This window comes from Vibrio sp. 05-20-BW147 (assembly GCF_013369385.1).
Taxonomy (GTDB): domain Bacteria; phylum Pseudomonadota; class Gammaproteobacteria; order Enterobacterales; family Vibrionaceae; genus Vibrio; species Vibrio floridensis.
On record NZ_SZTO01000008.1, the window covers coordinates 94,817 to 119,480 of the forward strand.

The window sequence follows — 24,664 nt, forward strand, 5'->3', positions numbered from 1 at the left end:
CAACTACCTTTCATCCCAGAAATTTCGCGATTGATGATCGTTTTCCATCTCCCGCGCAAAAATCTCTTCCAACTCTTTTCTTGCTTCTTTAGCACGCTGTGCCAATTTCTTATCTTGATTGTGCTGTGGCAGAAGCTCTTTAAGCATAGCATTATCCAGTTTGCGAAAATGCGCTTCCGCCCGCTTTGCTTGATAGGGGTGCATGCCGATTTCCACTAAGGTTTGACGCCCGAGATCAAGCGCGCCTAAAAACGTTTCTCGTGAATAAGTGCTCACACCGTGGCTGAGCAATTGATAGGCTTCCACGCGGCTACGCGCTCGCGCGAGCACTTTTAATTTAGGGAAGTGCTGTTGGCACAACTCAACAATGTTCATCACTTGATCCGGTGAATCAGTACAAATCACTAACGCTTCCGCCTTCTCAGCGCCTGCTGCGCGCAACAAATCGAGCTGTGTAGCATCGCCATAAAACACCTTATAGCCGTACTTACGTAGTAATTTAATTTGGCTAGCGTCGCTCTCCAAGACCGTCACTTTGATCTTGTTGGCATACAGTAAGCGGCCGACAATCTGGCCAAAGCGACCAAAACCCGCAATGATCACCTTAGGTTCGGTATCCACCACATCTGGGGCTAAAGCATCGCTTTCTTGATTCAGCGTGCGGGCATACCACCATTTTTGTCCATTGAGTAACAAGGGGGTCGTCACCATCGATAGGCTGACCACGACTAAAAGGAACGAGACTTCACTTTGATTAAGTAACCCTTCTTTGCTCGCCGCAGTAAAAATAACAAAGGCAAACTCGCCGCCTTGGCTGAGAATGGCCGCCATACGGCTACGTGCTTTGGCACGAAGTCGGCTGACTCGGCCAAGCATGTACAACACCATGCCTTTAAGCACCACCAAACCCACGACCGCAGCGAGCACCTCTAGAGGATGCAAGACCAACAAACCCAGATTCACCGCCATACCGACCGCGATAAAAAACAGCCCAAGGAGTAAACCTTTAAACGGCTCAATCGCAATTTCTAACTCATGTCGATACTCACTTTCAGCCAGCAGTACTCCCGCTAAAAACGTTCCGAGTGCCATTGAAAGTCCGAGCTGTTGCATCAGCATCGCAATACCAAGCACCACCAGTAAAGCGGTCACAGTAAACAGTTCTCTAACTCCAGTGAGTACCACATAGCGAAGCAATGGCCGCAATAAAAAGTGACCACCAATCAACAGCACCACAACTGAGCCAAACGTCACGAACGAGCTTAATCCATCACCAGTTACCCCACTCCCGGCAAGCAGAGGCAAAAGGGCCAACATCGGAATCACGGCAATATCTTGGAAAAGCAAAATGGCAAACCCCGACTGACCGGTTTCGGTCCGCGCTAAACCTTGCTCTTCGAGCACTTTCAACGCAATGGCGGTAGACGAGAGAGCAAGCCCCATACCAATCACCAAGGCACTGCTCCAAGTGACCCCAAACCAAGTGACTACGCATGCAATCAATAAGGTTGATATGACAACTTGCGCACCTCCCAAGCCTAGGATGGGACCGCGCATCTGCCAAAGTTTCTTCGGATTCAGTTCCAAGCCAATCAGAAATAGCAACAGCACCACGCCCAACTCAGCGAAATGCAAAATAGCTTCGACATCACTAATCAGCCCAAGTCCCCATGGACCAATCGCCACCCCTGCTAATAAATAGCCGAGTACAGAGCCAAGCCCTGAACGCTGCGCCAGTGGCACCGCGACTACTGCAGCAGAGAGAAAGACGACACTGGTTTGCAAAAAATCACTGGTGAGAGCCATCAATGCCTCCTAGTGGGTCGTTGAGCCACTGACGATAACGCTCAGCATGTTGATAGCGTTCCACATCAGAGACGTTTCTCGCCCAATAGAGCACTAAGGGTTCAATCCAGTGCATTTGACATAGCGCCGCGGTTAATTCAAATGGCTGCAGAATCTCTTCGAGTGGGTATTTATTGTAGCCTTTGGTGCTAAACGCCTCTTTTTTACCACCCGTAGTAATCACACTGCGCCAATACTTCCCCGCTAGCGCTTGACCCTTTCCAAATGCGAACCCTTTCCCCAATACTCGGTCTATCCACTCTTTTAATAAAGCAGGGCAAGAATACATAAACATCGGGTGATGCAGTACGATCACATCGTGCTCGAGCAACAACTGGTGCTCGGCTTTGACATCAATAAAAAAATCGGGGTAAATCGCATAGAGGTCGCGAATCGTGACATGAGGCAGAGAGGTAATTTTTTTTATCATGACCTGATTGGCCACAGAGGTGTGCGGCTCTGGGTGGGCATAAATCACCAAAACTTTGGGCTGCTTTTTTGGGGTTGCACTTTTTTCCATCATTGCACCTGTCATCCGTCCCATTCTTCGTTTTTGTGACTGAATCACAGCTATTGGCCAGCAAGCCAAGAAAACAAAGTGTTACTTAGTTGTTATTCATCATACTCATATTTGCATAATGATCGACATTTATCCTCTTTCCTCCTACTATGCGCAGCAAGAAAGTGCACGAATAAACAGCATTCATTTAAGCAGAACGACATGATTACCTTTTCAGACATTCAGCTGCTTCGCGGCGGCGCTCCTTTGCTTGATCAAGCATCAGCAACCATCCACCCAGGCGACAAAATTGGTTTAGTCGGTAAGAACGGTTGTGGTAAATCCACCCTGTTCGCCCTCATCAAAAATGAACTGTCGATTGATGCGGGCTCATTCAGTTGCCCACAACACTGGGAGCTGGCTTGGGTTGCTCAGGAAACGCCCGCACTGGAACGCAGCGCCATTGAATATGTCATTGATGGTGATCGCGAGTATCGTGAATTGGAACGTCAGTTACTTGAGGCCGAAACTCAAGAGCAAGGGACTCGCATCGCTGAACTGCATGGTAAAATCGAAACCATTGGCGGTTATAGTATCCGTGCGCGCGCTTCAGAGCTTTTAGATGGTTTAGGTTTTAGCCAAGAGCAGATGCATTGGAACCTGACCCAGTTTTCGGGCGGCTGGCGTATGCGTCTCAACCTTGCTCAAGCCCTGCTGTGTCGTTCTGATCTGTTGCTGCTTGACGAACCCACCAACCACTTAGACCTTGATGCTGTCATGTGGCTAGAACGTTGGCTACAAAGCTACCCAGGTACTTTGATGCTGATCTCGCACGACCGTGATTTTCTCGACCCAATCGTGAATCGCATCGTCCACATTGAAAACCAGAAACTCAATGAGTACACCGGTAACTACTCGTCATTTGAAAACCAGCGCGCTCAGAAACTGATCCTGCAACAATCGATGTTTGAGAAGCAGCAGAAGCAGATGGCGCACATGCAAAGCTACATCGATCGTTTCCGCTACAAGGCGTCCAAAGCTCGCCAAGCGCAAAGCCGCATCAAAGCGCTGGAGAAACTAGAAAAAGTGCTCCCCGCACAGTTTGATAACCCATTTAGCTTTGAATTTCGTGAACCTGCCGCGCTACCAAATCCGATCATGATGATGGATGACGTTTCTGCGGGTTACGGTGACAACCTCATCCTCGATAAAATTCGTCTTAATCTGGTGCCAGGCAGCCGCATTGGTTTGCTCGGCCGCAACGGTGCTGGTAAATCAACGCTGATCAAGCTCCTCTCCGGAGAGTTGAAAGCCCAAGGTGGCGATTTGACTTACTCGCAAGGCGTCAAAATTGGTTACTTTGCTCAGCACCAATTGGAAACCTTGCATCCCGAAGAAACGCCACTGCAACACATGATGCAGATCGCGCCAGATAAAACCGAACAAGAACTGCGTAATTATCTGGGTAGTTTTGGTTTTCACGGTGACAAAGCGCTGGAGAAAGTGGCGCCATTTTCAGGCGGAGAAAAAGCGCGCTTGGTGTTAGCGTTGATCGTCTGGCAAAAACCAAACTTACTGCTGCTCGACGAACCGACCAACCACCTAGACTTAGATATGCGCCAAGCGCTGACACTGGCACTGCAAACCTTTGAAGGCGCGATGGTGATCGTCTCGCACGATCGCTATTTGATCCGCGCGACCACCGATGATCTTTACCTAGTGCACGATCGCCAAGTAGCTCCATTTGATGGGGATCTCAATGACTACTACAAATGGCTCACTGAACAGCAAAAAGCAGAGCGTCGCGAAGCGGCCGCAGAAATGCCAGCCAAAGACAGCAGCAACAGTGCCGCAGCGAAAAAAGAGCAAAAGCGTCGTGAAGCCGATTTTCGTAAGTTAACCGCACCAATTCGCAAAAAACTGACACAGTTGGAAGCGAAAATGGATAAGTTGGGCGAAGCGTTGGCAGAAGCAGAGCAGCAATTGTCTGATAACTCACTGTATGATGCCGAAAATAAAGCTAAACTTACTCAAGTACTGGCGCTGCAAGCACAAAGTAAATCCGCTCTCGAAGAGATTGAAATGGAGTGGATGGCAGAACAGGAAGTACTGGAACAGATGGAACAGGAGTTCAATAGCCAATGAGTTCAGAGCACGTCCAACCTTCACTTACCCTCGAAAGGCTGTGGCAATTCAGCCTACAATATTATTCGATTCGAGAAGTGAAAGAGGCGTGCCTTGCTTTGCAGAACAACTTTAACGGCAACGTCAACTTACTGTTGCTGTTCAAATGGCTCGATGAACAACAACTGACGTTTCAAGAGCAAGAGTGGCATCAAGTACAAGCCTGCTTGGGCCGCTCTGAAACGCTACTGCATACCTACCGCGATCTCCGCCGCCAGTTTAAACAGCATCTGCCGGATACCCTCTATCGCGAAGCGCTGCAATTTGAACTGCAATTGGAAAAGCAGCAACAATCCGATCTCGTTGATTGCATCAACACCCTAACGCTGTCACCCAACCAGCAACAGCCGCTCACAAAGCGCTACTGCCAACATCTCGGTGCCGCGCATCTCTACAATGCCTTCGCCGTTGCCTCACCGTCGCAGAAACTCGGTTGAAGTGTGATCCTGAGCCAGTCTTACAAAGAACATCACCCTCAATGATTGACGAAAAGTTGAGCAGAAGGACTAAATTAACTCGTATCACGCATACAAAGATCAGTGAAATGCCTCGCTGATCCAAATAACTCAAAGAGCAGCACACATGACTCAGTTTACCGCCGCAGCTGGGATAAAAAATCCACACCTACAAACCTTATTGCCGCGCTTAATTCGCAAAAAAGCACTGTTTGAACCCGTATGGCAAACACTGGATACGCCTGACGGTGATTTTTTGGATCTCGCTTGGAGCGAATCGCCACACAATGATCAAGCCAAAAACAAACCCTTGTTTGTGTTGTTTCACGGCCTTGAAGGCTGCTTCTACAGCCCTTACGCCAATGGTCTAATGAAAGCGTTTGCTGACGCTGGTTGGTTGGCGGTGATGATGCATTTTCGTGGTTGCAGCGGTAAGCCCAATCGCCTCGCGCGCGCGTACCACTCCGGCGAAGTAGAGGATGCCAGACTGTTTCTTACGCATTTGCACGACGTGTTTCCTCACACAGTCAAAGTCGCCGTGGGCATCTCCTTAGGGGGCAATATGCTGGCCAACTACCTTGCCAAATATCAGGGAGACGAACGGCTGGATGCGGCGACCATCGTCTCTGCGCCTCTGGATTTGTCCGCTTGTTCGCAACGTATTGAACAAGGGTTTTCGCGCATCTATCGCCGCTACTTACTCTCTTCACTCAAACGCAATGCACTGCGCAAGCACCATTTGCTGGCTGGCGAACTTGATCTTTCCTATCAAGCCATTAAACGAGTAACACGACTTTACGACTTTGATGACTTGATCACTGCCCCACTGCACGGCTTCCAAGATGCCGCCGATTATTATCAGCAGTGCTCTGGGCTCAACAAACTGCGCGATATTCGCATTCCGACTCAAATCATTCACGCGAAAGACGATCCCTTTATGACCGACGCAGTGATCCCTAAGTTTGTGCTCCCAGACAACATCGACTATCGACTGTTTGATCACGGTGGTCATGTCGGCTTTCTCAGCGGAACGGCTCTGCAACCGAGATTTTGGCTAGAAGAAGCGCTGCCCGCCTACTATGAAAGTATGGCGGTTTCTGGATAATAGCGCCCCTGTCAGCCGAAAAATCCACTCACGAGCATAGAATGAAGAGGTATTTATGATCGTTCCATGGCAACAAATCAGCCCTGAGGCACTGAGCAATCTGATTCGCGAGTTTGTGCTGCGCGAAGGCACCGATTACGGTGAAAGTGAATACTCACTCGAAGAAAAAATCACACAAGTACAGCAGCAATTGGAATGCGGTGAAGCGGTGGTGGTTTTCTCTGAGTTACACGAAACCGTGGATATTCAGCTAAAACAAAAATTCTAGCTGCGCCACACTTTACCGAATCCTATCCCATGACAAGCAAAGTGAACGTGCTATAGTGGGACAAACGATTGCTCCGCGGGAGGCCGATTCCCGCCCAACAGGTAAGTTTGAATACGACAAGGTCTGTCATGTCAGCAAAACATCCCATTATTGCCGTGACTGGTTCGTCAGGAGCCGGCACCACCACCACTTCCGAAGCCTTCCGCAAAATGTTCAATATGATGAGCGTTAAGCCGGCATGGGTTGAAGGGGACAGTTTCCACCGTTTTACCCGTCCAGAAATGGACGTCGAAATTCGCAAGGCAAAGGAACAAGGTCGTCATATCAGCTATTTCGGCCCTCAAGCCAACGACTTTCCAGCTCTGGCGGAGTTTTTCCGCCAGTATGGGAAATCCGGCACGGGCGAAGTACGCCGTTATCTGCACACCTTTGATGAAGCGGTACCCTATAACCAAATGCCCGGCACTTTTACCCCATGGCAAAAGCTGCCCGAAAATACCGATGTGCTGTTTTATGAAGGACTGCACGGTGGTGTGGTCGATGGCGAAGTGAATGTCGCGCAACACGTCGATTTCTTGATAGGCATGGTGCCGATCGTCAACTTAGAGTGGATTCAAAAATACGTTCGTGACACGCGAGATCGCGGCCATTCACGCGAGGCCGTGATGGATTCGATTGTACGCTCAATGGACGACTATCTGAATTACATCACACCGCAATTTTCTCGTACGCACATCAACTTTCAGCGAGTCCCGACGGTCGATACCTCCAACCCGCTCAACGCTAAGGGCATTCCCAGCTTGGATGAAAGTTTTGTGGTGATTCGCCTAAGAGGGATCAAAAATGTCGACTTCCCGTATCTACTGGCGATGATTGATGGCTCGTTCATGTCGCGCCACAACACCATCGTGGTACCGGGAGGAAAAATGAGTTTCGCCATGGAGTTGATTGTTCAACCCATCCTACAGCAATTGATTGAAACGGGAAAAATTGGTTAGAAACTCGACAAAGAGAACGATTACTTTTCATACCGTGATCATGTGCACATTTTTGCGTAGAAAATCCGATACTCGGCACGATTAAAATCAAGAAATCGTTTTCGAAAAAGGATACTATTTCAAACCGAAACACAAGATAGCTTGCACCCTTAGTTAACAGCTCTTATTCTAGGAAGCCTATATTAAGGCTTCGCTAAAATATGGATAGCGGCAAGCGTACCCTGCAGAGGAAGTGAGATATTATGGTTCTAGGTAAACCTCAAACCGATCCAACACTAGAGTGGTTTCTTTCACACTGTCATATTCATAAGTACCCATCAAAAAGCACGCTGATCCATGCGGGCGAAAAAGCAGAAACACTTTACTACATTGTAAAAGGTTCTGTTGCGGTACTGATTAAGGATGAAGAAGGTAAAGAAATGATCCTTTCTTACCTAAATCAAGGTGACTTTATTGGTGAACTAGGCCTGTTCGAAGAAGGCCAAGAGCGTACCGCTTGGGTTCGCGCAAAATCTCCTTGTGAAGTAGCAGAAATCTCATTTAAGAAATTCCGTCAGCTCATTCAGGTTAACCCTGATATTCTGATGCGTCTGTCAGCTCAGATGGCAAGCCGTCTGCAAGTGACCAGCCAAAAAGTGGGTGACTTAGCATTCCTAGACGTAACTGGTCGTATTGCTCAGACTCTACTCAACCTTGCTAAACAACCTGATGCGATGACGCACCCAGATGGCATGCAGATCAAGATCACTCGTCAAGAAATCGGTCAAATCGTTGGCTGTTCTCGTGAGACAGTTGGTCGTATTCTGAAAATGCTAGAAGAGCAGAACCTAATTTCTGCACACGGCAAGACTATCGTTGTTTACGGTACTCGTTAATTTCCATTAACGATGAACAATTTCAAAAGCCACTCATGGCAACATGAGTGGCTTTTTTGTTTCACAGAGACAGGTATTGGAAGTCAAGAACGCTACGCTTCAGCAGCAAACTTCCTCCTTCGAGACTAAACCCTCTCAGATTCCGAGTATTAAAATCTCTCGCAGCAAAGCATTCTCGAACCTTCAGGGCGCAGCCCGTTCTCGATTCTGTTAACCATTGGTGCTTTCGAAAATCTTATCGGCAGACGCTTCCACAAACCCTGGGTAAAGCTCACCATTGTCCATCGGGTAACGCTTGGCGAATTCGTAGAAACCACCAGGTACGATCTCACTGCCCTCGCTAAAGTGCACCGCCACTTTGTCGGCCATGGTCGAGGATTGCTCGAGCAACACCTCAGGTGAGCCTTTGACTTCACCACCCACTTCGTTAATGACAAAACCTGCGTTGCGTAAGTGATCATTCACGCCTTTGACCGAGTCCAACGCCTTGAGCTGATTGACACTGACGGTAAAGTGATTGGCACCATAGCCATGAGCCGCCAGCCAAGACGCATATTCACTTTCTTTTGCTAGGGTTTGGTAATCAGCAAACGACACATCCCATAAACGACCACCGTGTAAAAATGCGCTGTCCTCTAGACGTGAAGCGTCGACTTGCGCCACCAATTTTTCGACGATGGCTTGTAACTCCTCCGAGCATTCATCCACTTTTAGCGCGCTGATAAACACTTTAGGTTGGGTCGGGTCGGGATGCTCAAAGTGCTTGGCAATCAACTTTTTGCTCTTAAACAGGTAATCACCACACGCCACATAGCCTAGCTCTAGAAATGGCTTGGCTAGCGTCTCGATGCCCAGCGGAGCAACATTAAATGTGCGCAAAGCGATGTGGTCGTTGATCAATGGCTCATCTTCTTCTAGCAGTTGATGAACTTTTGCAGCGGAAGGACACAAACGTTGAATATAGTCATTCCATAGCGATTGAAAGAGAACAGCTGGCGTCATAACGCCTCCTTGTTGTTGTAGATTCACGTTGTCGGTTATAGCGTAAATGGAAAAATGGCGATGGCGGTTGCTGTCCAGAGTGCAACCGACATCGCCATCAACCTGTGACGGCGATGACCGAGGTGTAAAAAACCTCACTTATAGTTGGGCCACAGTGACTCAGGCTCGATCCCACTGCACCCTTGGGCGACTAACACGCCCTTATTATTATTTTACAGTTCGATGCCTGGGCTTAACGTTGCAGGGAGTAATGTCTCCTCCCCTTCCATCGAAGCCATTGGATAGGCACAGTAATCCGCGGCGTAGTACGCACTTGGGCGCAAGTTGCCCGACGCACCGGGGCCACCAAACGGTGCATCACCACTCGCGCCCGTTAGCTGACGGTTGCGATTGACGATGCCAGCACGAATATGGTCAACGAAATATTGCCACTCACCATCATCGGTTGACACCAAACCCGCCGATAAACCAAAGCGGGTATCATTAGCGAGCTCAACCGCTTGCTCTAGTGTTTGATAACGCACCACTTGCAGCAATGGGCCAAAGTATTCTTCGTCGGGCAACTCAGCAATGTTGGTGACATCGATAATACCCGGCGTGACAAATGCCGCCTCGCCCGCTTTGGCTTCAATCAAGCTCTCTCCACCAAGCGATTGCAGGTTAGCTTGCGCCGCCAAAATGAAGTTTGCAGCAGCCACCGAAATCTGTGGTCCCATGAAGGGAGCAGGTTCTGCAAATGGCTGATCAACACGCAACTTCTTGGTCGCTTCGACCAAGCGGGTGATCAGTGCATCGCCTTTCTCACCCAATGGGATGTAGAGACGACGTGCACAGGTACAACGCTGCCCGGCACTGATAAAAGCCGATTGGATAATGGTGTAGACGGTGGCATCAAGATCGCCATAGTGATCGGTGATCACCATAGGGTTGTTGCCGCCCATCTCAAGTGCCAGCATCTTGCCCGGCTGACCAGCAAACTGGCGATGCAATAAATGACCTGTGTTGGCACTTCCCGTAAACAGCAAACCATCGATGCCTTTCGATTCCGCCAAGGCAATGCCCGTTTCCTTGCCACCTTGTACCAGATTGATCACTCCTTGAGGCAGGCCAGCCGCTTGCCACAGCTTCATGGCAAGCTCGCCCGTCCACGGAGTTTGCTCAGAAGGTTTAAACACCACCGTGTTACCGGCTAGTATCGCAGGCACAATGTGACCATTGGGTAAATGACCCGGGAAGTTATACGGGCCAAAGACCGCCATCACACCAAGCGGGCGGTGACGCAAAACAATCTGGTTGCCTGCGGCTTCTTTTTGCGACTCGCCGGTACGCTCGTGGTATGCACGAATCGAAATCGCGATTTTACCCGCCATGGCCGCCGCTTCAGTGCGCGTTTCCCAAAGCGGCTTGCCGGTTTCTTTGGCGATCACTTGGGCGATCTCTTCACTGTTCTCTTTCACTTGCTCAGCAAAGGCCAACACCATCGCCTCTCGTTCGGCAACGGACAATGTTTTCCAGCCAACAAACGCTTGGCGCGCTGCTTTCACCGCCATCTCCACTTGTTCCGCCGTGGCTCCCTTGCCACGCCAAACAACCTGATTGTCATACGGGGAGAGAGAGGTAAACTCTTCACCTAAACCTTCGACCCATTCACCTGCAATCCACTGTGTCATCATCTCTTCCTTTCTGTTTACTGCGGCAACATGCGTACGTAGTGACCATCTTCAACGTTCAACGCTTCGGCGACGGCTGGAGATAAAATCACGCTTGATGTTGCTGGGTCATACGCTGCTTTGGCGGCAGTCGCACGAAAATCCTCAAATGACGTATTGGCAATTAAGAACGCTTTTGAGCTCGAATGTTCACTGATCCGCACTTTCGCACGCACGGAATGGCGCACCGATTCAATATTGCGCAGATCGCATTCCACCGTTGGGCCACCATCGAAAATGTCGACATAACCGCGGTTGGTAAACCCTTCTCTTTCCAACAACTTCAACGCAGGTCTTGTGTTGTCATGCACTTGACCAATCACCGCTTGCGCCTCTGGGCTGAGCAGGTTGATGTAGATCGGCAGCTTTGGCATTAAATCGGCAATAAAACCTTTCTTACCGATACCCGTGAGGTAATCCGCCATAGTGAAATCGATTGAGAAAAAGTGCTCTTGCAGCCATTGCCAAAATGGCGAGTTGCCTTGCGCGTCAGAAACGCCGCGCATTTCGGCAAAAATGGTTTGAGAGAAACGGTGTGGATGCTCTGCCATCATCAGAAAACGGCACTTAGACATCAGGCGACCATTCAAACCTTCACGAAACTTCTCGCGCAAGAATAGGGTACAAATTTCGCTACAGCCGGTGTAGTTATTGCCAAAGGTCAGCAGTTTCACCACATTGTTGACACCTAATTTCGGCGATGAGTGAACAATCTTGCTGATGTGATACGAGTAAAACGGCACATCCCAGCCAATGGAGGCTTCGATACCTGTGGTTCCCGCAACCTCACCCGTTTCACTGTCAAAACCGACCATCAGATAGCCTTCGTCTCCCGGCTCGGTCACATTGGTTTTGGCAAAACTGTATTCAGAATGGGTAATTCGATTAGTTAACAACTCTTCGTTAACCGGTAGTGAAGTAAATCCATGCCCTGACTCAACCGCACAGGTGTGCAAAGATTCATAGTCCGACATTGCAATAGGGCGAACAACTAGCATCAATATTCCCTCCAGATGCACAAACCCAAACGAATTAACGTTGCAGGTAGGCAGTAAATGACTTTATCTCCATCAGCATAGATAGACTGTGCGATTGGGAGTAACAAATACAGCCAACATGCCTGCAGCTTCAATTAGGAAGAGTATAGAAGGCCCTAGGTTCTAAGCGTTAGCTCCTAGGAAAGGCATCGAACATTCACCCGCTTCCATGGGTGAATGTTCGGCATAAGCAGCGCTTAGACTAGAGAAGCGATCGCTTTGTCTAGCTTCGCGAAACCTTCTTCGATTTCTTGTTTAGTAATGACCAGTGAAGGGGTAAAACGCACCACGTTTGCGCCCGCCACCAACACTAATAAACCTTCTTTGCCTGCAGCCACCAACACATCACGAGCACGGCCTTGCCATTGTTCATTCAGTGCGGCACCAAGCAATAATCCCTTACCACGGATTTCAGCGAAGATTTGGTACTTCTCATTCAGTTTAGCTAATCCTTCACGGAACCACTGTTCACGTTCTTTCACGCCTTGTAGCGTTTCAGGTTTAGACACTTCTGTGACCACAGCCTCTGCCACGGCACAAGCCAATGGGTTACCGCCATAGGTTGAACCATGCGTACCCACTTTTAGGTGTTCAGCCAGTTTCGCCGTGGTGAGCATAGCCCCGATCGGGAAACCTCCACCAAGCGATTTGGCCGTGCTGAGAATATCGGGCGTGACACCCAGACCTTGGTAAGCATAGAACTCGCCCGTACGGCCATTGCCCGTTTGCACTTCATCAAATACCAGCAGCGCATTGTGTTTGTCACACAGTTCACGCACGGCTTGAATGAATTCCGCTGTTGGTGGAATGATGCCGCCTTCGCCTTGTAACGGTTCCATCATGACCGCACAGGTACGGTCTGAAATGTGTGCTTGCAGTGCTTCAATATCGTTGTAAGGAAGGTGAGTAACGTCGCCCGGTTTCGGACCAAAACCATCCGAGTACGCCGCCTGACCACCCACCGTCACGGTGAAGAAAGTACGGCCGTGGAAACCCTGTTTGAACGCGATGATTTCTGATTTTTCTGGGCCATAAACGTCTGCAGCATAACGGCGCGCCAGTTTCAGTGCCGCTTCATTGGCTTCCGCGCCTGAGTTGGCAAAGAACACACGTTCAGCAAAGCACACTTCGGTCAGTTTTTTTGCCAAACGCAACGCTGGCTCATTGGTCATCACGTTGCTCAAATGCCAAAGCTTACCCGCTTGCTCTGTCAGCGCATTCACCATCACTGGGTGACAATGGCCTAAACAGCTCACCGCAATACCACCAGCAAAGTCGATATACTCGTTGCCGTTTTGGTCCCAAATTCGAGAACCCTGCCCTTTAACTGGAATCATCTCCATTGGGTTGTAACAAGGCACCATCACCTCATCGAACAATCCACGCTCTACTTTCATTTCCACTGTCATTACACATTCCTTCTCGATACCGCAGCAGATAGCGAATTACGCCGACTTTCACTGTTCGGCAAATAATGTCTTGCTTTTACGCTTATGCGGCATTGTATTTACAATTAATTAACGATTTCAATAGTGAATTATTCTTTTTGGTTCGGGGTATAAATGTTGATAGTCACTATTAATGACTATTTATGCATCAAGTTGGTAAATTATTGAAGTACTTTTTTAAAAAGCGCAGAAGCTTACTGATGTAGTAAGAAAAATGAAAACAGAATGCAGAACGGTGCGAATAGTTTTTCACTCATCGCAAAAGCAAAAAAAGATGAAGAAAATGTTAAAAAAAGTGATCGAGATCAGGCTTAGCGCGCTAAAAAGTTCGCCAGTAGTTGGTGCCCTTGCTCAGTTTTGATCGACTCAGGGTGGAATTGCACCGCATCAATCGCCAGTGTTTTGTGCTGATAACCCATGATTTCGTCCATGCTGCCATCGGCATGGGTTGTCCATGCGGTGAGCTCAAAACACTCTGGTAGCGAGCCATTTTCCACCACCAGTGAGTGGTAACGCGTCACAGTCAGTGGATTGTTTAACCCTTTGAAGACGCTTCGGCCATTGTGCGTAATGGGCGAGGTTTTTCCGTGCATCACTTGTCTGGCTCGCACCACTTTCGCGCCAAATACTTGCGCGATCGCTTGATGACCTAAGCACACCCCCAATATCGGCAGTTTACCGGCAAAGTGCTCTATCGCAGCCAGCGAAATCCCCGCTTCGTTTGGCGTACAAGGCCCAGGAGAGATCACCAGGTGTGTGGGGTTTAGTTGTACGATACCCGCCAGATCAATCTCATCATTACGTACCACTTGCACCTGTGCGCCCAGTTCACAAAAGTACTGGTAAAGGTTGTAAGTAAACGAATCGTAATTATCGATGATCAATAGCATTGGCAAACAACAACTCACTCAAAGATGAACGGACAGATAAGGGCGGTATTTTGCAGCACCAGTCGCGAAAGGCAAGCCTTTTGACCGATAGAACAAAAATAAGGCCAGCAAATTGCTGGCCTTAAGGGTTTACACTTTATGCTTATAGCGAACGGCGACGGCGTAAGAAGCCAAAACCGAACAGTGATAGCAGCGCACCGAAGCCGAATGCACCACCAGAACCATCATAGGCAGGGACAACCGGTTTGACGTTGCTTGAATCACGCTTCGCCACAGTAACGGTCATCGATTTGCTTTCTACCACCGTTTCATCTGCCGCAGCGCGAGTTGCTGCTGAGCGAAGCACACGCATAGTCATGGTGTATTCACCAGCCTCCAAACCAGCCACATCAAACATCACCGTTTGAGCACCATTTGCCTTAAGCGTCACTTTTGGCAGAGTGACCCCTGTAGGGCGAGGAGAGATTGAGATTTCCGCAGTATCACCCATGATTGCTTTTTCTGACACTGGGAAAGCAATATCGGTTCGGCCACTTTTCATGGTGATAGAAACTGGATTTTCACCAGCTTCACCATATTTGTAGCCTAAGCTGATAATGGCAGAATCATGATCAGAAGAGCGGAAAGGTGTTGCAGCATAGAACGGATTAGGTTCATTGGTATCACCTCCTTTGTATTTGTGGTTGTAGTCATACAAAGACGATTCTGGTGCATTAATGTGCCAATCTGTCGCATCGACTAAACGATGCTTGAGAGAAGGAGAAATCAACATGTGATCCAGCGAGCCGACTTCATCATTAAACGAATAGCTCCATGAGGTTTTACCTTTTTCCGTTTTTAGATCAACCGCGTTTAAGTAGCCAAACGTCTTTTCAATACGCTGACCATTTTTTTCAAATGGTGTTTTCCCTACGTAGGTATGTTCTGATGCATAGATAGCTTTGCCTGTAGGGTTGCTTGTGAGTACGAGCATCGGATCTTCATTTGCGTATGAGTTCATGTCACCTAACACGACTTTATCGCCAGCAATGTCCTCTAACTCTGAACCTAAGTGGTACGCAGCTGCGACACGGAAGTTTTCACACGAGCCTTGGAAATCATCATTGCGCACATCATCCTGAACAGGGTCGAAATTCTTCCACGTTTCCCAACCTTTCCAATCTTCGTAACACGTTGAGCCTTTAGACTTAAAGTGGTTCACAGCAACAGACAACGTCTTGCCAGTGTGATTCACTTTAAAAGTCGCTACGACGGTATGACGTTGATAATTGTCTCCGTTTTCGCGAATTTCACCTTTTTTATCTAAAATTGGCGCACCACTGTCATCAACGATCGTCGGTGCATGCTGCTCTGGCATCGGAATAACTTCGCCGCTGACAATCGAGACCTTTGAAGGACGATAGATAACACCCGAAGTGATCGCGTCCGAACCAACCGTATCTTGCTCATCTAGAACCGCGTCACCGTTCTTATCAAACCCAACAAACACATAGCGATTATGGATTGAGTTCTTTCTATGACGATCTCCGTAATCTTCGTCGTCGTATTTTTCATTAACGGCAGCAAGTAACTCATTGATTGCGCTAAAGTCACCAAAACCATTGTTCTCAATTTCCATGACACCCAAGATGTCCGCATCTAAGCCATAAATCGCTTCAACGATTTTAGCTTGTTGGCGTTCAAACTCCTCTTGAGATTCTGCACCACGACTATCACCGAAGTTGTTGTCGGAACCACCATACGGTGAGTTAAAGTAGTTCAGTACGTTCTGAGTCGCGACTTTAATAGTAAAACCGTGAACACCATATGATTCGTTGAGTTTTGGAGCATCGGTACGATCAGTATTGTGGATAAATGTAATCTTCTGCGAGGACTCCAGCGCTTTGGGAACGATGATATTAAAATTACCATATGAATAACCAACCACACCGGTCAAACCCACTACGCTATCATCAATACGGACGTAGTTTTTCTGAGGATCTTGTTTAAACTCAGGATAATAAGGAATCTCGCCATTTGGCGCTTTCCCGTCAGATTCAAGAATCACACGGAAATCATCGTTTTCAGCAGCTTGCGCTAATGAAGCTATCGACCCAGCAGCATGATCTTGGTTTGGCTGAGGATTAGGACGTTTGTAGGCAAGAACCATGTTATTGCGGAAAGCATCAAAATCGAAGCTAAAGCTACGTGACACTCGTAAATCATATTTTACTGCGGTCAACTCATCACGACGCGCCTCTTTAGCCTCGGCTAAACGCGCTTGGTATATAGCCTCATCTTCACCATCGGAACGCTTAACCGTCACTTTATCCACAAGAGCTTCAATAGCAGCCAACTCTTGAGCTGTCTTGCCCATATCCGCTGAAGTTTTGACCAACATACCTTCGTAGCGTTCTAGCGTAGATTCAAATGTTGTATCGTCAGCATGACGCTTTAGTTCAACAGGTACGACTTCAACTGGTGTTGCATCAACCACTTCCCACTTATCATCAACGGCAACAAGTTGGGTTAAACCATAGTTTTCTTTCACTTTAGCGACCACACACACTTTTTGACCCACCATGCTCTCAGTGGCTTGAGTGGTTGGTACAAAGATGCCGTCCGATGTTAGGTCATTGCCATCGTTATCGTATAGGTAGAAACCCTTCGCAGGGTAGCTAGTTACCGCAGAAACAATACCTGTCACTTTATACGATTCTGTTGACTCGTACCCTTCAGTAATAAGCGGAGAGAACTTACCTTTGCCTTGTACTGCACCAATAGTTTGCTCTGTTAATTCCGTTGCGTCAGTACATGGCGTATTGGCAGGTGGAGCAATTGGATCATTGTTCACCGCAGATGGATCGCCTAATCCCCCAAAATCATCCTGAGCGAACGCTTCCCAATCATTGACGTCATAAGTATTTTTAGGTCCTGAACCTGGTTTACGTCTCAGGGTCATGTTTGCCCATGGATCATCAGCAGCATCAGAATCACTGTAGATACCGAAGATATCGTGCACATCACTTTGAGCTGAAGAAGTCCCTAGCCAGACCGCATCATCCCCGTTAAACGTTAAGGCGTTGAATTTTACTTGGTCATACGTGCCAGCGGCCACAACCGCACCTTCTCCAGCCAATCTTTCAATGTATTGGCGGATCTCTGTCCCAGCCTCACCATTTATAACGACGATACTTTTCCCTGGTGCAATGGTGACATTTTGCAGGACATTGACTTTGTCCTTATTATGAATCATGTTTTTATAACGACCAAAGTACAGCGCTAAATCACCACTGTTACCTTCAAAGGTGACGGCAGATGTACCAGTGTTACTGATTTCAATAGCTTTATTCTGTGCAGAACCTTCAACATACTCGGTAATAAATACTTTGCTCATATCTCCAATGTCAGCAGTCGCGATGCCGCTGAGCACGGTACTAATTGCACCAGCAAGTAGAGTCATTTTTTTGTTCATTGTTTTATCCTCTCGGTCCAATTAGAAATAAACGCGCGCGTAGGCATAAGCTTGTTGCGCGGCTTCACCACTATTGACTTCAAATGCAATAACGCTTGAAGAAGTCGGTTTGTAATTCACCCCTAGCGTCGTCCAAATACGCTCATTACCCCAATCGGACGCTTCAGCACCATTTGCCTCGTTGTTTATTGCCCATTGTTCATATTCTTCGTAGTTGTATGACGCGGTAAGTTCCCACTGAGGATTGAAAACATACTTGGCCGAGGCTAAGTATCCCTCATTTATTTGAAGCTTATAGTCGTTGTAAAGGACGCACTCTGGCACACCGTACTCATTTGGTTTCTTCTGAGCACAAGCACCGATGTGTTCTTCTTCTTTAAATAAGTTGATCCCCAAGTGGAAGTCTTTAGTCACCGCGAGTCGAGCTCCCGCACCAAGCAGTCTTTGCTCACCATATTTAGACTTACCATCGGAGCCACCACGCCCTTCTAGGCCAACCACTGCAGAGAAACGCTCACCAAAGTAACCCAAGTAACCGTTGACGATATCGCCTAGCTCAGAGCCCGACGACGATTTACCACCGTAGGTATAAGAGGCGCCCACTTTGATGTCGGAGAAGAAACGACCTTCGTATTTAACGGTCATATCTTGGTCACCCGCTTCACCGGTTTCTACCGTGGTATCAAACGTGAAGTCACCCCATTTGTCGTAGTCGTCAAAGGCGGTATCGGTTAACCCTAGTTCGAGGTATTGGTTGAAAGCCTTGCTGTCCAGCAGGTCGTAGCCGAGGAACAATTTATCGATGCTTAGAACTAGATCACCCGATCCGTACTGCCAGTTTTCACGTTCGTAATCCAACTCTAAGCGGTAGTGCATTCGACCATTTTTGCCACGCACGCCCATAGTTGCGAACGAGTCATCAATGTAGCTTTTCTCGTCAGTGTAAAATTCACCATACTCAAAGTTCGCACCAATATGGCCACCCACACCCACTTCACCATACAGCTTGAGATAGTCTCCATTCTCATTTTCGTAAATGGTGGCGGCTTGCGCTGCGGAGGCCAACAATAGCGAGGAGATCGCCATTGCCACTGCATTTCGTTTCAACATTGCTATTTCCTTGTATCTCGATATCCAATTTGGGAATTTGTTTGTATCGGTTAAACAGGGCTCTGTTATTTCAGTGATTGGCCAACGAAATAGATATTGGTCAAATTTAGGGCGCACAAAGCCAGCCACCTTATCTGAAGGCGACAACGGTTAGGGTTTAACCATTACATTAATAAACTAGAGTAATGTCTCTATTTGATGAAAAAAGAAAAGCAAGATGCAAGTTAAATGCGAAATGACTCACACTTACAAAACTATTAATACGGGGTAATTTATAGTTTCAACAAATAAAAGGATCAAAAAAAATAATACAAAACAACATTGAATAAATTAGAGCTACAACTCAATTGCAAATGATAAAACATGATATGAAACACTACTTATATTAGTGATTATTAAATTAGCAATAACAAAAAAGGCCGCCTAACGGCGACCTTAAAATAGTCAAAAAATATATCCGAATTAAGGGCGACCAACAAAACCAACCACTTCGTATACTTTCTTTAGCGTTTCCGCTGCGCGTGCAGATGCTTTGTCTGCCCCTTGGCGCATCACCTCATTCATGTAACCACGATCTTCACGAATACGGTGATATTCCGCTTGAATCGGCGCGAGCATCGCCACCAATGCTTCACCGACATCCTTCTTGAATGGACCATACATTTCTACGCCTTGGTACTTGGCTTCAATCTCTTCAAAGCTCATGCCCGTCGCCGCAGAGTACAGTCCCATCAGGTTGGAAATGCCCGCTTTATTGTCCCAATCATGGGCAATGCGTGGCGGCGTTTCGGTATCAGTTTGCGCTTTGTTGATCTTTTTGATGATCGATTTCGGGTCTTCAAGCAGAGTGATCACGTTCTTACGGTTATCATCCGATTTCGACATCTTTTTCGTCGCATCCTGTAGGCTCATAACGCGCGCGTTCACCGTTGGAATGTACGGCTCAGGAATGGTGAAAATTGGGTTTTCAGGTGAATAGATGTTGTTGAAACGTGTCGCGATATCGCGTGCCAACTCCAGGTGCTGCTTCTGATCGCTGCCCACTGGTACTTGATGTGCACCGTAAAGGAGGATGTCTGCCGCCATCAACACTGGGTAACCAAACAAACCAACGTTAACATCGTTCGCGTAACGGGCTGATTTGTCTTTGAACTGAGTCATACGGCTCAATTCACCCATTTGGGTATAACAGTTAAGAAGCCAACCAAGTTGAGCATGTTCTGGTACATGTGACTGAACAAATAGCGTGCTCTTCTTCGGATCAACACCAACTGCGAGACAAATGGCCAATGCGTCGAGGGTCGCTTCATGCAGTGCTTTCGGATCTTGACGAACCGTAATCGCATGAAGGTCTACCACACAATATTGGCAATCATAGTCGTCTTGCATCTGCTGCCATTGACGTAGAGCACCCAAGTAGTTACCGATACTTAGTTCACCTGACGGTTGAACACCACTTAATACAATGGGTTTGCTCATGAAATGATTCCTTTGACTTCTTAATCTAAATAAATGAAAAACCGTGCAGACTCAGCGCACGGTTTCCTCAGTGTACTCATTGACGAGTATTTTTCTAGTGGTTTTCACCGTATGGAACGGAGACGAATCGCACTTCAAGCAGAAACGAGCACCACATCAAGCAATTGCGCCAAGCTATCGGCAACGAAATCCGGCTCAGAGGCAGAAATAGGTTCGCCATGGTTGTAACCATAGGTCAAACCAAAAGAGGCACAACCAGCATTTTTTGCTGCCAGAATATCGTTCTTAGAGTCGCCCACCATCAACATCTCGGTTGGCTGAATCTGATGTTTTTCCATGAGCCAATTGAGTGCGATTGGGTTGGGCTTCTTCTCTGGGAATGAATCACCACCAAGCACATCGACAAAGTAGTCAGCGATGCCGTGCTGCTGCAACACATCCGGAACAAACTTGCTGGGTTTGTTGGTCACCAACGCCAAGGTGAAGCCCGCTTGGTGCAGCGCTTTCAGCGTTTCTTTCACCGTTGGGTAGAGGTGGCTAAGCTTATGACCAGTTTGCTGATAGAAATCATCAAACAGCTCACGCGCCTGAGCTCTCAATTCATCACTCAACTCTGGGTTGATGGTTAAGCTTTGGCTCAAGGCACGACCAATCAGAATGTCTGCGCCATTACCGACGTAATCGCGAACTTGCAGCTCGGTTACTCCCGGAAAACCGACTGCACGTGTCGCTTGATCCGCCGCAACGGCTAAATCTGGCACGCTGTCTAGCAAGGTGCCATCAAGATCGAAGGCGATTAATTTTATCTCTTGTTGAGTCATCACTACTTGGCTCACTAAACTTGGCTCACTAAAAACAAAGGATGGTCATTGCCATCCTTTGTTCAATTTCATCCGCTCACTATACCGAAGTGGTTATTGTGATGCCAGTCTCTGACGCACCGCTTCAAACAAACAGATGCCTGAGGCCACGGAAACATTGAGGCTAGAAACCGCCCCTGCCATTGGGATTTTGATCAAGTCATCGCAGGTTTCACGGGTTAAACGGCGCATGCCATCCCCTTCAGCGCCCATCACTATGGCCAATGAGCCCGTCAGCTTCGCTTGATAGATATCGTGCGTTGCTTCACCCGCCGTACCCACAATCCAAATACCTTGCTCTTGCAGATGACGCATGGTGCGCGCCAAGTTGGTCACGCGCACCAAAGGCACCGTTTCGGCCGCGCCACACGCCACTTTACTGACGGTCGCTGTCATCGGTGCTGACTTGTCTTTCGGTACAATGACCGCCGCCACACCCGCAGCATCGGCATTACGCAAACATGCGCCAAGGTTGTGTGGGTCGGTCACCCCATCCAGAATCAACAACAGTGGCGAAGCATGCTTGGCCAAAATGTCATCCAGATCGTTCTCATTCAGCTGCTTGGCCGGTTTTACCCGTGCGATGATGCCCTGATGGTTTGCGCCGTGCGCTTTGTCATCCAAGGTTTTGCGTGTCATCTGTTGTAGTGACACGCCCACCATTTGCAGCTCATTGAGGATCGGCATCAGTCTGTCATCCTGACGCCCTTTTAGCACATAGGCTTCAATAAAACGCTCTGGCTCTTTGTCCAGAACGGCTCTTACAGCATGGATGCCGTAAATAAATTCATTACTCATGAGTTAACCTGTTTACTCGTAGAAGATACCGGACCGATTACTCCGCCGCGTTTTTACTGCGCTTGGCTTTCTTCGGTTTACTGTGTGGTTTTTTCTTCTGCGCTTTTTTCACTTTCTTTTTCTTGTCGTCTTTTTCTTCCGGACGCTTGGTCGGTTCGACGACAGGTTCGTGACGCATTGGCGCTTTCGATGCTCGAGCGACACCTTTTTTCTTCGCTTTGGCTTTCTCTTTCGCTTCCGCGACGCGCTTCTTCGCGGTTTTGCCTTCGCCGCGTAGCTTACGGCTTGTTCCCACCAATTCAAAGTCAATTTGCTTATCATTTAAGTTCACCGCTAGCACTTTCACTTTGACGGCGTCGCCTAAACGGTAAATGTGACCAAAGCTTTCACCGATAAGTCGTTGACCAATCGGATCAAATTGATAGTAGTCATTGGCCAGCGTCGAAATGTGCACCAAACCATCGATGTGCAATTCCGTTAGACGAACAAAGAAACCAAAACTGGTGACATTGGCAATCACCCCATCAAGTTCGTCACCCACATGATCTTGCATGTATTCACATTTGAGCCAATCAGCCACATCACGTGTGGCGTCATCGGCGCGACGTTCGGTCATTGAACACTGCTCGCCATAGAAATCCATGTCATCAAATGAATAGTGGAAGCCCCCCGTTGGGGTCCAGCGATCTTGATTTTGGCCTTTCTCTTTAGCGATCAGATATTTGATCGCACGATGCAACAACAGATCCGGATAACGACGAATCGGCGAGGTGAAATGCGCGTAGCGCTGCAAAGCCAAACCAAAGTGGCCGGCATTATCTGCGTTGTACACCGCTTGCTTCATTGAGCGCAGCAACATGGTCTGGATCAGCTCTTTATCGGCACGTTCGCCAATTTGCTTCACCAAATCCGCATAATCTGTCGGTGATGGCTCCAAGCCCCCTTTCAGATCTAAGCCTAACTCGCCCAAGAAATCGCGGAAGCCTTGCAGACGAAGTTCTCCTGGCGATTCGTGAATACGATAGAGCGCAGGCTCTTTGGCTTTTTCCACCAGCGAGGCAGACGCAATGTTGGCCATGATCATACATTCTTCGATGATCTTGTGTGCATCATTACGAATCACAGGTTCAATACGGTCGATCTTACGTTCGGCGTTAAAGATGAACTTGGTTTCCACGGTTTCAAATTCAATTGCCCCGCGCTGATCACGCGCTTCTTTGAGCACCTTGTACATCGCATGCAACTCTTCAAGATGCGGTACCAGTGGTGCGTAACGCTCACGCAGCTCTTCATCCCCTTCAAGGATTTGGCTGACTTTGGTGTAAGTCAAGCGGGCGTGGGAATTCATCACCGCTTCATAGTGCTTGTAACCTGACAGCTTACCGCTATCTGAAATGGTCATTTCGCACACCATACACAAGCGATCCACTTGAGGATTCAACGAACAGAGGCCATTGGACAGTACTTCTGGCAACATAGGAACGACTTGTGATGGGAAATAAACCGAGTTACCGCGGTTGATCGCTTCTTTGTCGAGCGCCGAGTCAGGGCGAACGTAGTAGCTCACATCCGCAATCGCCACCCATAAGCGCCAGCCGCCGCTTTTTTTCTTCTCACAGTAAACCGCGTCATCAAAGTCACGAGCGTCCTCACCATCGATGGTGACCAACGGCAGTTGCCGTAAGTCCACGCGACCAACCTTCGCTTCTTCAGGCACTTCTTCGCCTAAGTTCGCGATCTGCTTATCGACTTCTTCCGGCCACTCATGAGGGATTTGGTGCGTACGAATAGCAATTTGCGTTTCCATGCCCGGCGCCATGTTTTCGCCCAACACTTCCACCACTTTACCCATCATGCTGCGTGAGCGAGCACCACGGTCAGTGATTTCAATCACCACCACGTTGCCCATACGAGCGCCCGCTTTGTGTTCATTTGGGATCAGGATATCGTGGCTGATGCGTGAGTCGTCGGCCACCACATAGGAATAGCCGTATTCAAGGAAAAAACGCCCAACGATTTGTGCTTTGCGCTCTTCCAACACTCGCACTAAACGCCCTTCCCTGCGGCCGCGCTTGCTGTTGTCCGTCGGTTGCACCAAAACGAAATCGCCATGAATCAAGGTCTTCATCTGATGATGAGGCAGCAGAATGTCATCGTCTTTGTTCACGCTGCGTTCTGGTCTTACCCAACCGTGGCCGTCTTTGTGACCAATCACGTACCCTTTAATCATTTCCAATTTTTCAGGTAAGGCATAGCATTGACGACGAGTAAAGACGAGCTGCCCATCGCGCTCCATTGCACGCAAACGGCGTCTTAGCCCTTCATATTGATCTTCGTCTTTTAACTGCAGTGCTTCGAACAAATCATTGCGATTCATCGGTACGCCAGCTTGTTCGAGAAACTCTAAAATAAACTCACGACTTGGAATGGGATTTTCGTAATTTTCTGATTCACGATCGGCAAAAGGATCGTTTTGAATAACGTCTGACATAGGCACGCCTATTTAGCAAGGAAGGTATGGTTGTAGTATATCTGACTCTGCTCATAAGCTACAGCCACGCGTCGCAGTTTCAGCAAATTAACACTTATTTTTCATAGTTTTTCATCATTCTTCTGATTCGTTTACATCTCCGTGCCAAGATCACAGA

19 protein-coding genes are annotated in these 24,664 nt (G+C 48.1%); 6 read left to right on the top strand and 13 right to left on the bottom strand.

Annotation, left to right across the window (positions count from 1 at the left end):
- Nucleotides 1–3 precede the first annotated feature (3 nt).
- Nucleotides 4–1,806 carry a glutathione-regulated potassium-efflux system protein KefB gene (kefB, locus tag FC652_RS09175; RefSeq protein WP_176298332.1) on the bottom strand — a complete coding sequence of 601 codons (1,803 nt, stop codon included), beginning with the start codon at nt 1,804–1,806 and terminating at the stop codon, nt 4–6.
- The gene (gene kefG / locus FC652_RS09180) at nt 1,790–2,365 is read right to left on the bottom strand and encodes a glutathione-regulated potassium-efflux system ancillary protein KefG (RefSeq protein WP_176298392.1); all 576 of its coding nucleotides are present in this window, start codon (nt 2,363–2,365) and stop codon (nt 1,790–1,792) included. Before kefG ends, kefB begins: the two co-directional genes overlap by 17 nt.
- 201 nt (nt 2,366–2,566) lie before the next feature.
- Here kefG and FC652_RS09185 point away from each other — a divergent pair, with 201 nt between their 5' ends.
- From FC652_RS09185 to crp, 6 genes are all read left to right on the top strand, one after another.
- Nucleotides 2,567–4,489, top strand: coding sequence for an ABC transporter ATP-binding protein (locus FC652_RS09185; RefSeq protein ID WP_176298333.1), 1,923 nt, complete (start codon nt 2,567–2,569; stop codon nt 4,487–4,489).
- A complete protein-coding gene (locus FC652_RS09190; RefSeq protein ID WP_176298334.1) occupies nt 4,486–4,965 on the top strand; it encodes a TIGR02444 family protein in 480 nt (159 codons plus the stop codon). The genes FC652_RS09185 and FC652_RS09190 overlap by 4 nt, the downstream gene beginning before the upstream one ends.
- Before the next feature lie 145 nt (nt 4,966–5,110).
- Nucleotides 5,111–6,088, top strand: coding sequence for a hydrolase (locus FC652_RS09195; RefSeq protein ID WP_176298335.1), 978 nt, complete (start codon nt 5,111–5,113; stop codon nt 6,086–6,088).
- Nucleotides 6,089–6,143: 55 nt separating this feature from the next.
- Nucleotides 6,144–6,356, top strand: a complete 213-nt coding sequence (locus FC652_RS09200) for a YheU family protein (RefSeq protein WP_176298336.1) — start codon at nt 6,144–6,146, stop codon at nt 6,354–6,356.
- A 128-nt stretch (nt 6,357–6,484) separates the two neighbouring features.
- Nucleotides 6,485–7,354 carry a phosphoribulokinase gene (locus FC652_RS09205; RefSeq protein WP_176298337.1) on the top strand — a complete coding sequence of 290 codons (870 nt, stop codon included), beginning with the start codon at nt 6,485–6,487 and terminating at the stop codon, nt 7,352–7,354.
- A gap of 242 nt (nt 7,355–7,596) precedes the next feature.
- Nucleotides 7,597–8,229, top strand: coding sequence for a cAMP-activated global transcriptional regulator CRP (gene crp, locus FC652_RS09210; RefSeq protein ID WP_011079297.1), 633 nt, complete (start codon nt 7,597–7,599; stop codon nt 8,227–8,229).
- 210 nt (nt 8,230–8,439) lie between these two features.
- Here the strand turns inward: crp and FC652_RS09215 are convergent, their stop codons facing one another.
- The 11 genes from FC652_RS09215 to rnr all read right to left on the bottom strand — a co-directional run bounded on the left by FC652_RS09215 (nt 8,440) and on the right by rnr (nt 24,507).
- Nucleotides 8,440–9,231 (bottom strand): DUF1338 domain-containing protein, encoded by a 792-nt coding sequence (locus tag FC652_RS09215; RefSeq protein ID WP_176298338.1) that lies wholly within the window; start codon nt 9,229–9,231, stop codon nt 8,440–8,442.
- 212 nt (nt 9,232–9,443) lie between these two features.
- Nucleotides 9,444–10,901, bottom strand: a complete 1,458-nt coding sequence (gene astD, locus FC652_RS09220) for a succinylglutamate-semialdehyde dehydrogenase (protein ID WP_176298339.1) — start codon at nt 10,899–10,901, stop codon at nt 9,444–9,446.
- A gap of 17 nt (nt 10,902–10,918) precedes the next feature.
- The gene (gene astA / locus FC652_RS09225; RefSeq protein ID WP_176298340.1) at nt 10,919–11,938 is read right to left on the bottom strand and encodes an arginine N-succinyltransferase; all 1,020 of its coding nucleotides are present in this window, start codon (nt 11,936–11,938) and stop codon (nt 10,919–10,921) included.
- Nucleotides 11,939–12,174: 236 nt separating this feature from the next.
- Entirely contained in the window at nt 12,175–13,386 is a 1,212-nt protein-coding gene (locus tag FC652_RS09230; RefSeq protein WP_176298341.1) for an aspartate aminotransferase family protein, read from the bottom strand.
- A gap of 350 nt (nt 13,387–13,736) precedes the next feature.
- Nucleotides 13,737–14,315, bottom strand: a complete 579-nt coding sequence (locus FC652_RS09235; RefSeq protein WP_176298393.1) for an aminodeoxychorismate/anthranilate synthase component II — start codon at nt 14,313–14,315, stop codon at nt 13,737–13,739.
- Nucleotides 14,316–14,457: 142 nt separating this feature from the next.
- Nucleotides 14,458–17,769 carry an ExeM/NucH family extracellular endonuclease gene (locus FC652_RS09240; RefSeq protein WP_176298342.1) on the bottom strand — a complete coding sequence of 1,104 codons (3,312 nt, stop codon included), beginning with the start codon at nt 17,767–17,769 and terminating at the stop codon, nt 14,458–14,460.
- A 21-nt stretch (nt 17,770–17,790) separates the two neighbouring features.
- Nucleotides 17,791–18,879, bottom strand: coding sequence for a porin (locus FC652_RS09245; protein ID WP_176298343.1), 1,089 nt, complete (start codon nt 18,877–18,879; stop codon nt 17,791–17,793).
- Between the two features lie 462 nt (nt 18,880–19,341).
- Nucleotides 19,342–20,358 carry a tryptophan--tRNA ligase gene (gene trpS, locus FC652_RS09250; protein WP_176298344.1) on the bottom strand — a complete coding sequence of 339 codons (1,017 nt, stop codon included), beginning with the start codon at nt 20,356–20,358 and terminating at the stop codon, nt 19,342–19,344.
- A 134-nt stretch (nt 20,359–20,492) separates the two neighbouring features.
- Complete coding sequence (locus FC652_RS09255) at nt 20,493–21,179, bottom strand: phosphoglycolate phosphatase (protein ID WP_043877341.1); 687 nt, start codon at nt 21,177–21,179, stop codon at nt 20,493–20,495.
- 93 nt (nt 21,180–21,272) lie between these two features.
- Nucleotides 21,273–22,016 carry a 23S rRNA (guanosine(2251)-2'-O)-methyltransferase RlmB gene (gene rlmB, locus FC652_RS09260; protein WP_011079287.1) on the bottom strand — a complete coding sequence of 248 codons (744 nt, stop codon included), beginning with the start codon at nt 22,014–22,016 and terminating at the stop codon, nt 21,273–21,275.
- A gap of 37 nt (nt 22,017–22,053) precedes the next feature.
- Entirely contained in the window at nt 22,054–24,507 is a 2,454-nt protein-coding gene (gene rnr, locus FC652_RS09265) for a ribonuclease R (RefSeq protein WP_176298345.1), read from the bottom strand.
- Nucleotides 24,508–24,664 lie beyond the last annotated feature (157 nt).

Excerpts from the sequence above, each read along its gene's own strand:
- kefB (WP_176298332.1), bottom strand. The coding sequence starts at position 1,806 with ATGGCTCTCACCAGTGATTTTTTGCAAACCAGTGTCGTCTTTCTCTCT.
- kefG (WP_176298392.1), bottom strand. The coding sequence starts at position 2,365 with ATGGAAAAAAGTGCAACCCCAAAAAAGCAGCCCAAAGTTTTGGTGATT.
- FC652_RS09185 (WP_176298333.1), top strand. The coding sequence starts at position 2,567 with ATGATTACCTTTTCAGACATTCAGCTGCTTCGCGGCGGCGCTCCTTTG.
- FC652_RS09190 (WP_176298334.1), top strand. The coding sequence starts at position 4,486 with ATGAGTTCAGAGCACGTCCAACCTTCACTTACCCTCGAAAGGCTGTGG.
- FC652_RS09195 (WP_176298335.1), top strand. The coding sequence starts at position 5,111 with ATGACTCAGTTTACCGCCGCAGCTGGGATAAAAAATCCACACCTACAA.
- FC652_RS09200 (WP_176298336.1), top strand. The coding sequence starts at position 6,144 with ATGATCGTTCCATGGCAACAAATCAGCCCTGAGGCACTGAGCAATCTG.
- FC652_RS09205 (WP_176298337.1), top strand. The coding sequence starts at position 6,485 with ATGTCAGCAAAACATCCCATTATTGCCGTGACTGGTTCGTCAGGAGCC.
- crp (WP_011079297.1), top strand. The coding sequence starts at position 7,597 with ATGGTTCTAGGTAAACCTCAAACCGATCCAACACTAGAGTGGTTTCTT.
- FC652_RS09215 (WP_176298338.1), bottom strand. The coding sequence starts at position 9,231 with ATGACGCCAGCTGTTCTCTTTCAATCGCTATGGAATGACTATATTCAA.
- astD (WP_176298339.1), bottom strand. The coding sequence starts at position 10,901 with ATGACACAGTGGATTGCAGGTGAATGGGTCGAAGGTTTAGGTGAAGAG.
- astA (WP_176298340.1), bottom strand. The coding sequence starts at position 11,938 with ATGCTAGTTGTTCGCCCTATTGCAATGTCGGACTATGAATCTTTGCAC.
- FC652_RS09230 (WP_176298341.1), bottom strand. The coding sequence starts at position 13,386 with ATGACAGTGGAAATGAAAGTAGAGCGTGGATTGTTCGATGAGGTGATG.
- FC652_RS09235 (WP_176298393.1), bottom strand. The coding sequence starts at position 14,315 with ATGCTATTGATCATCGATAATTACGATTCGTTTACTTACAACCTTTAC.
- FC652_RS09240 (WP_176298342.1), bottom strand. The coding sequence starts at position 17,769 with ATGAACAAAAAAATGACTCTACTTGCTGGTGCAATTAGTACCGTGCTC.
- FC652_RS09245 (WP_176298343.1), bottom strand. The coding sequence starts at position 18,879 with ATGTTGAAACGAAATGCAGTGGCAATGGCGATCTCCTCGCTATTGTTG.
- trpS (WP_176298344.1), bottom strand. The coding sequence starts at position 20,358 with ATGAGCAAACCCATTGTATTAAGTGGTGTTCAACCGTCAGGTGAACTA.
- FC652_RS09255 (WP_043877341.1), bottom strand. The coding sequence starts at position 21,179 with ATGACTCAACAAGAGATAAAATTAATCGCCTTCGATCTTGATGGCACC.
- rlmB (WP_011079287.1), bottom strand. The coding sequence starts at position 22,016 with ATGAGTAATGAATTTATTTACGGCATCCATGCTGTAAGAGCCGTTCTG.
- rnr (WP_176298345.1), bottom strand. The coding sequence starts at position 24,507 with ATGTCAGACGTTATTCAAAACGATCCTTTTGCCGATCGTGAATCAGAA.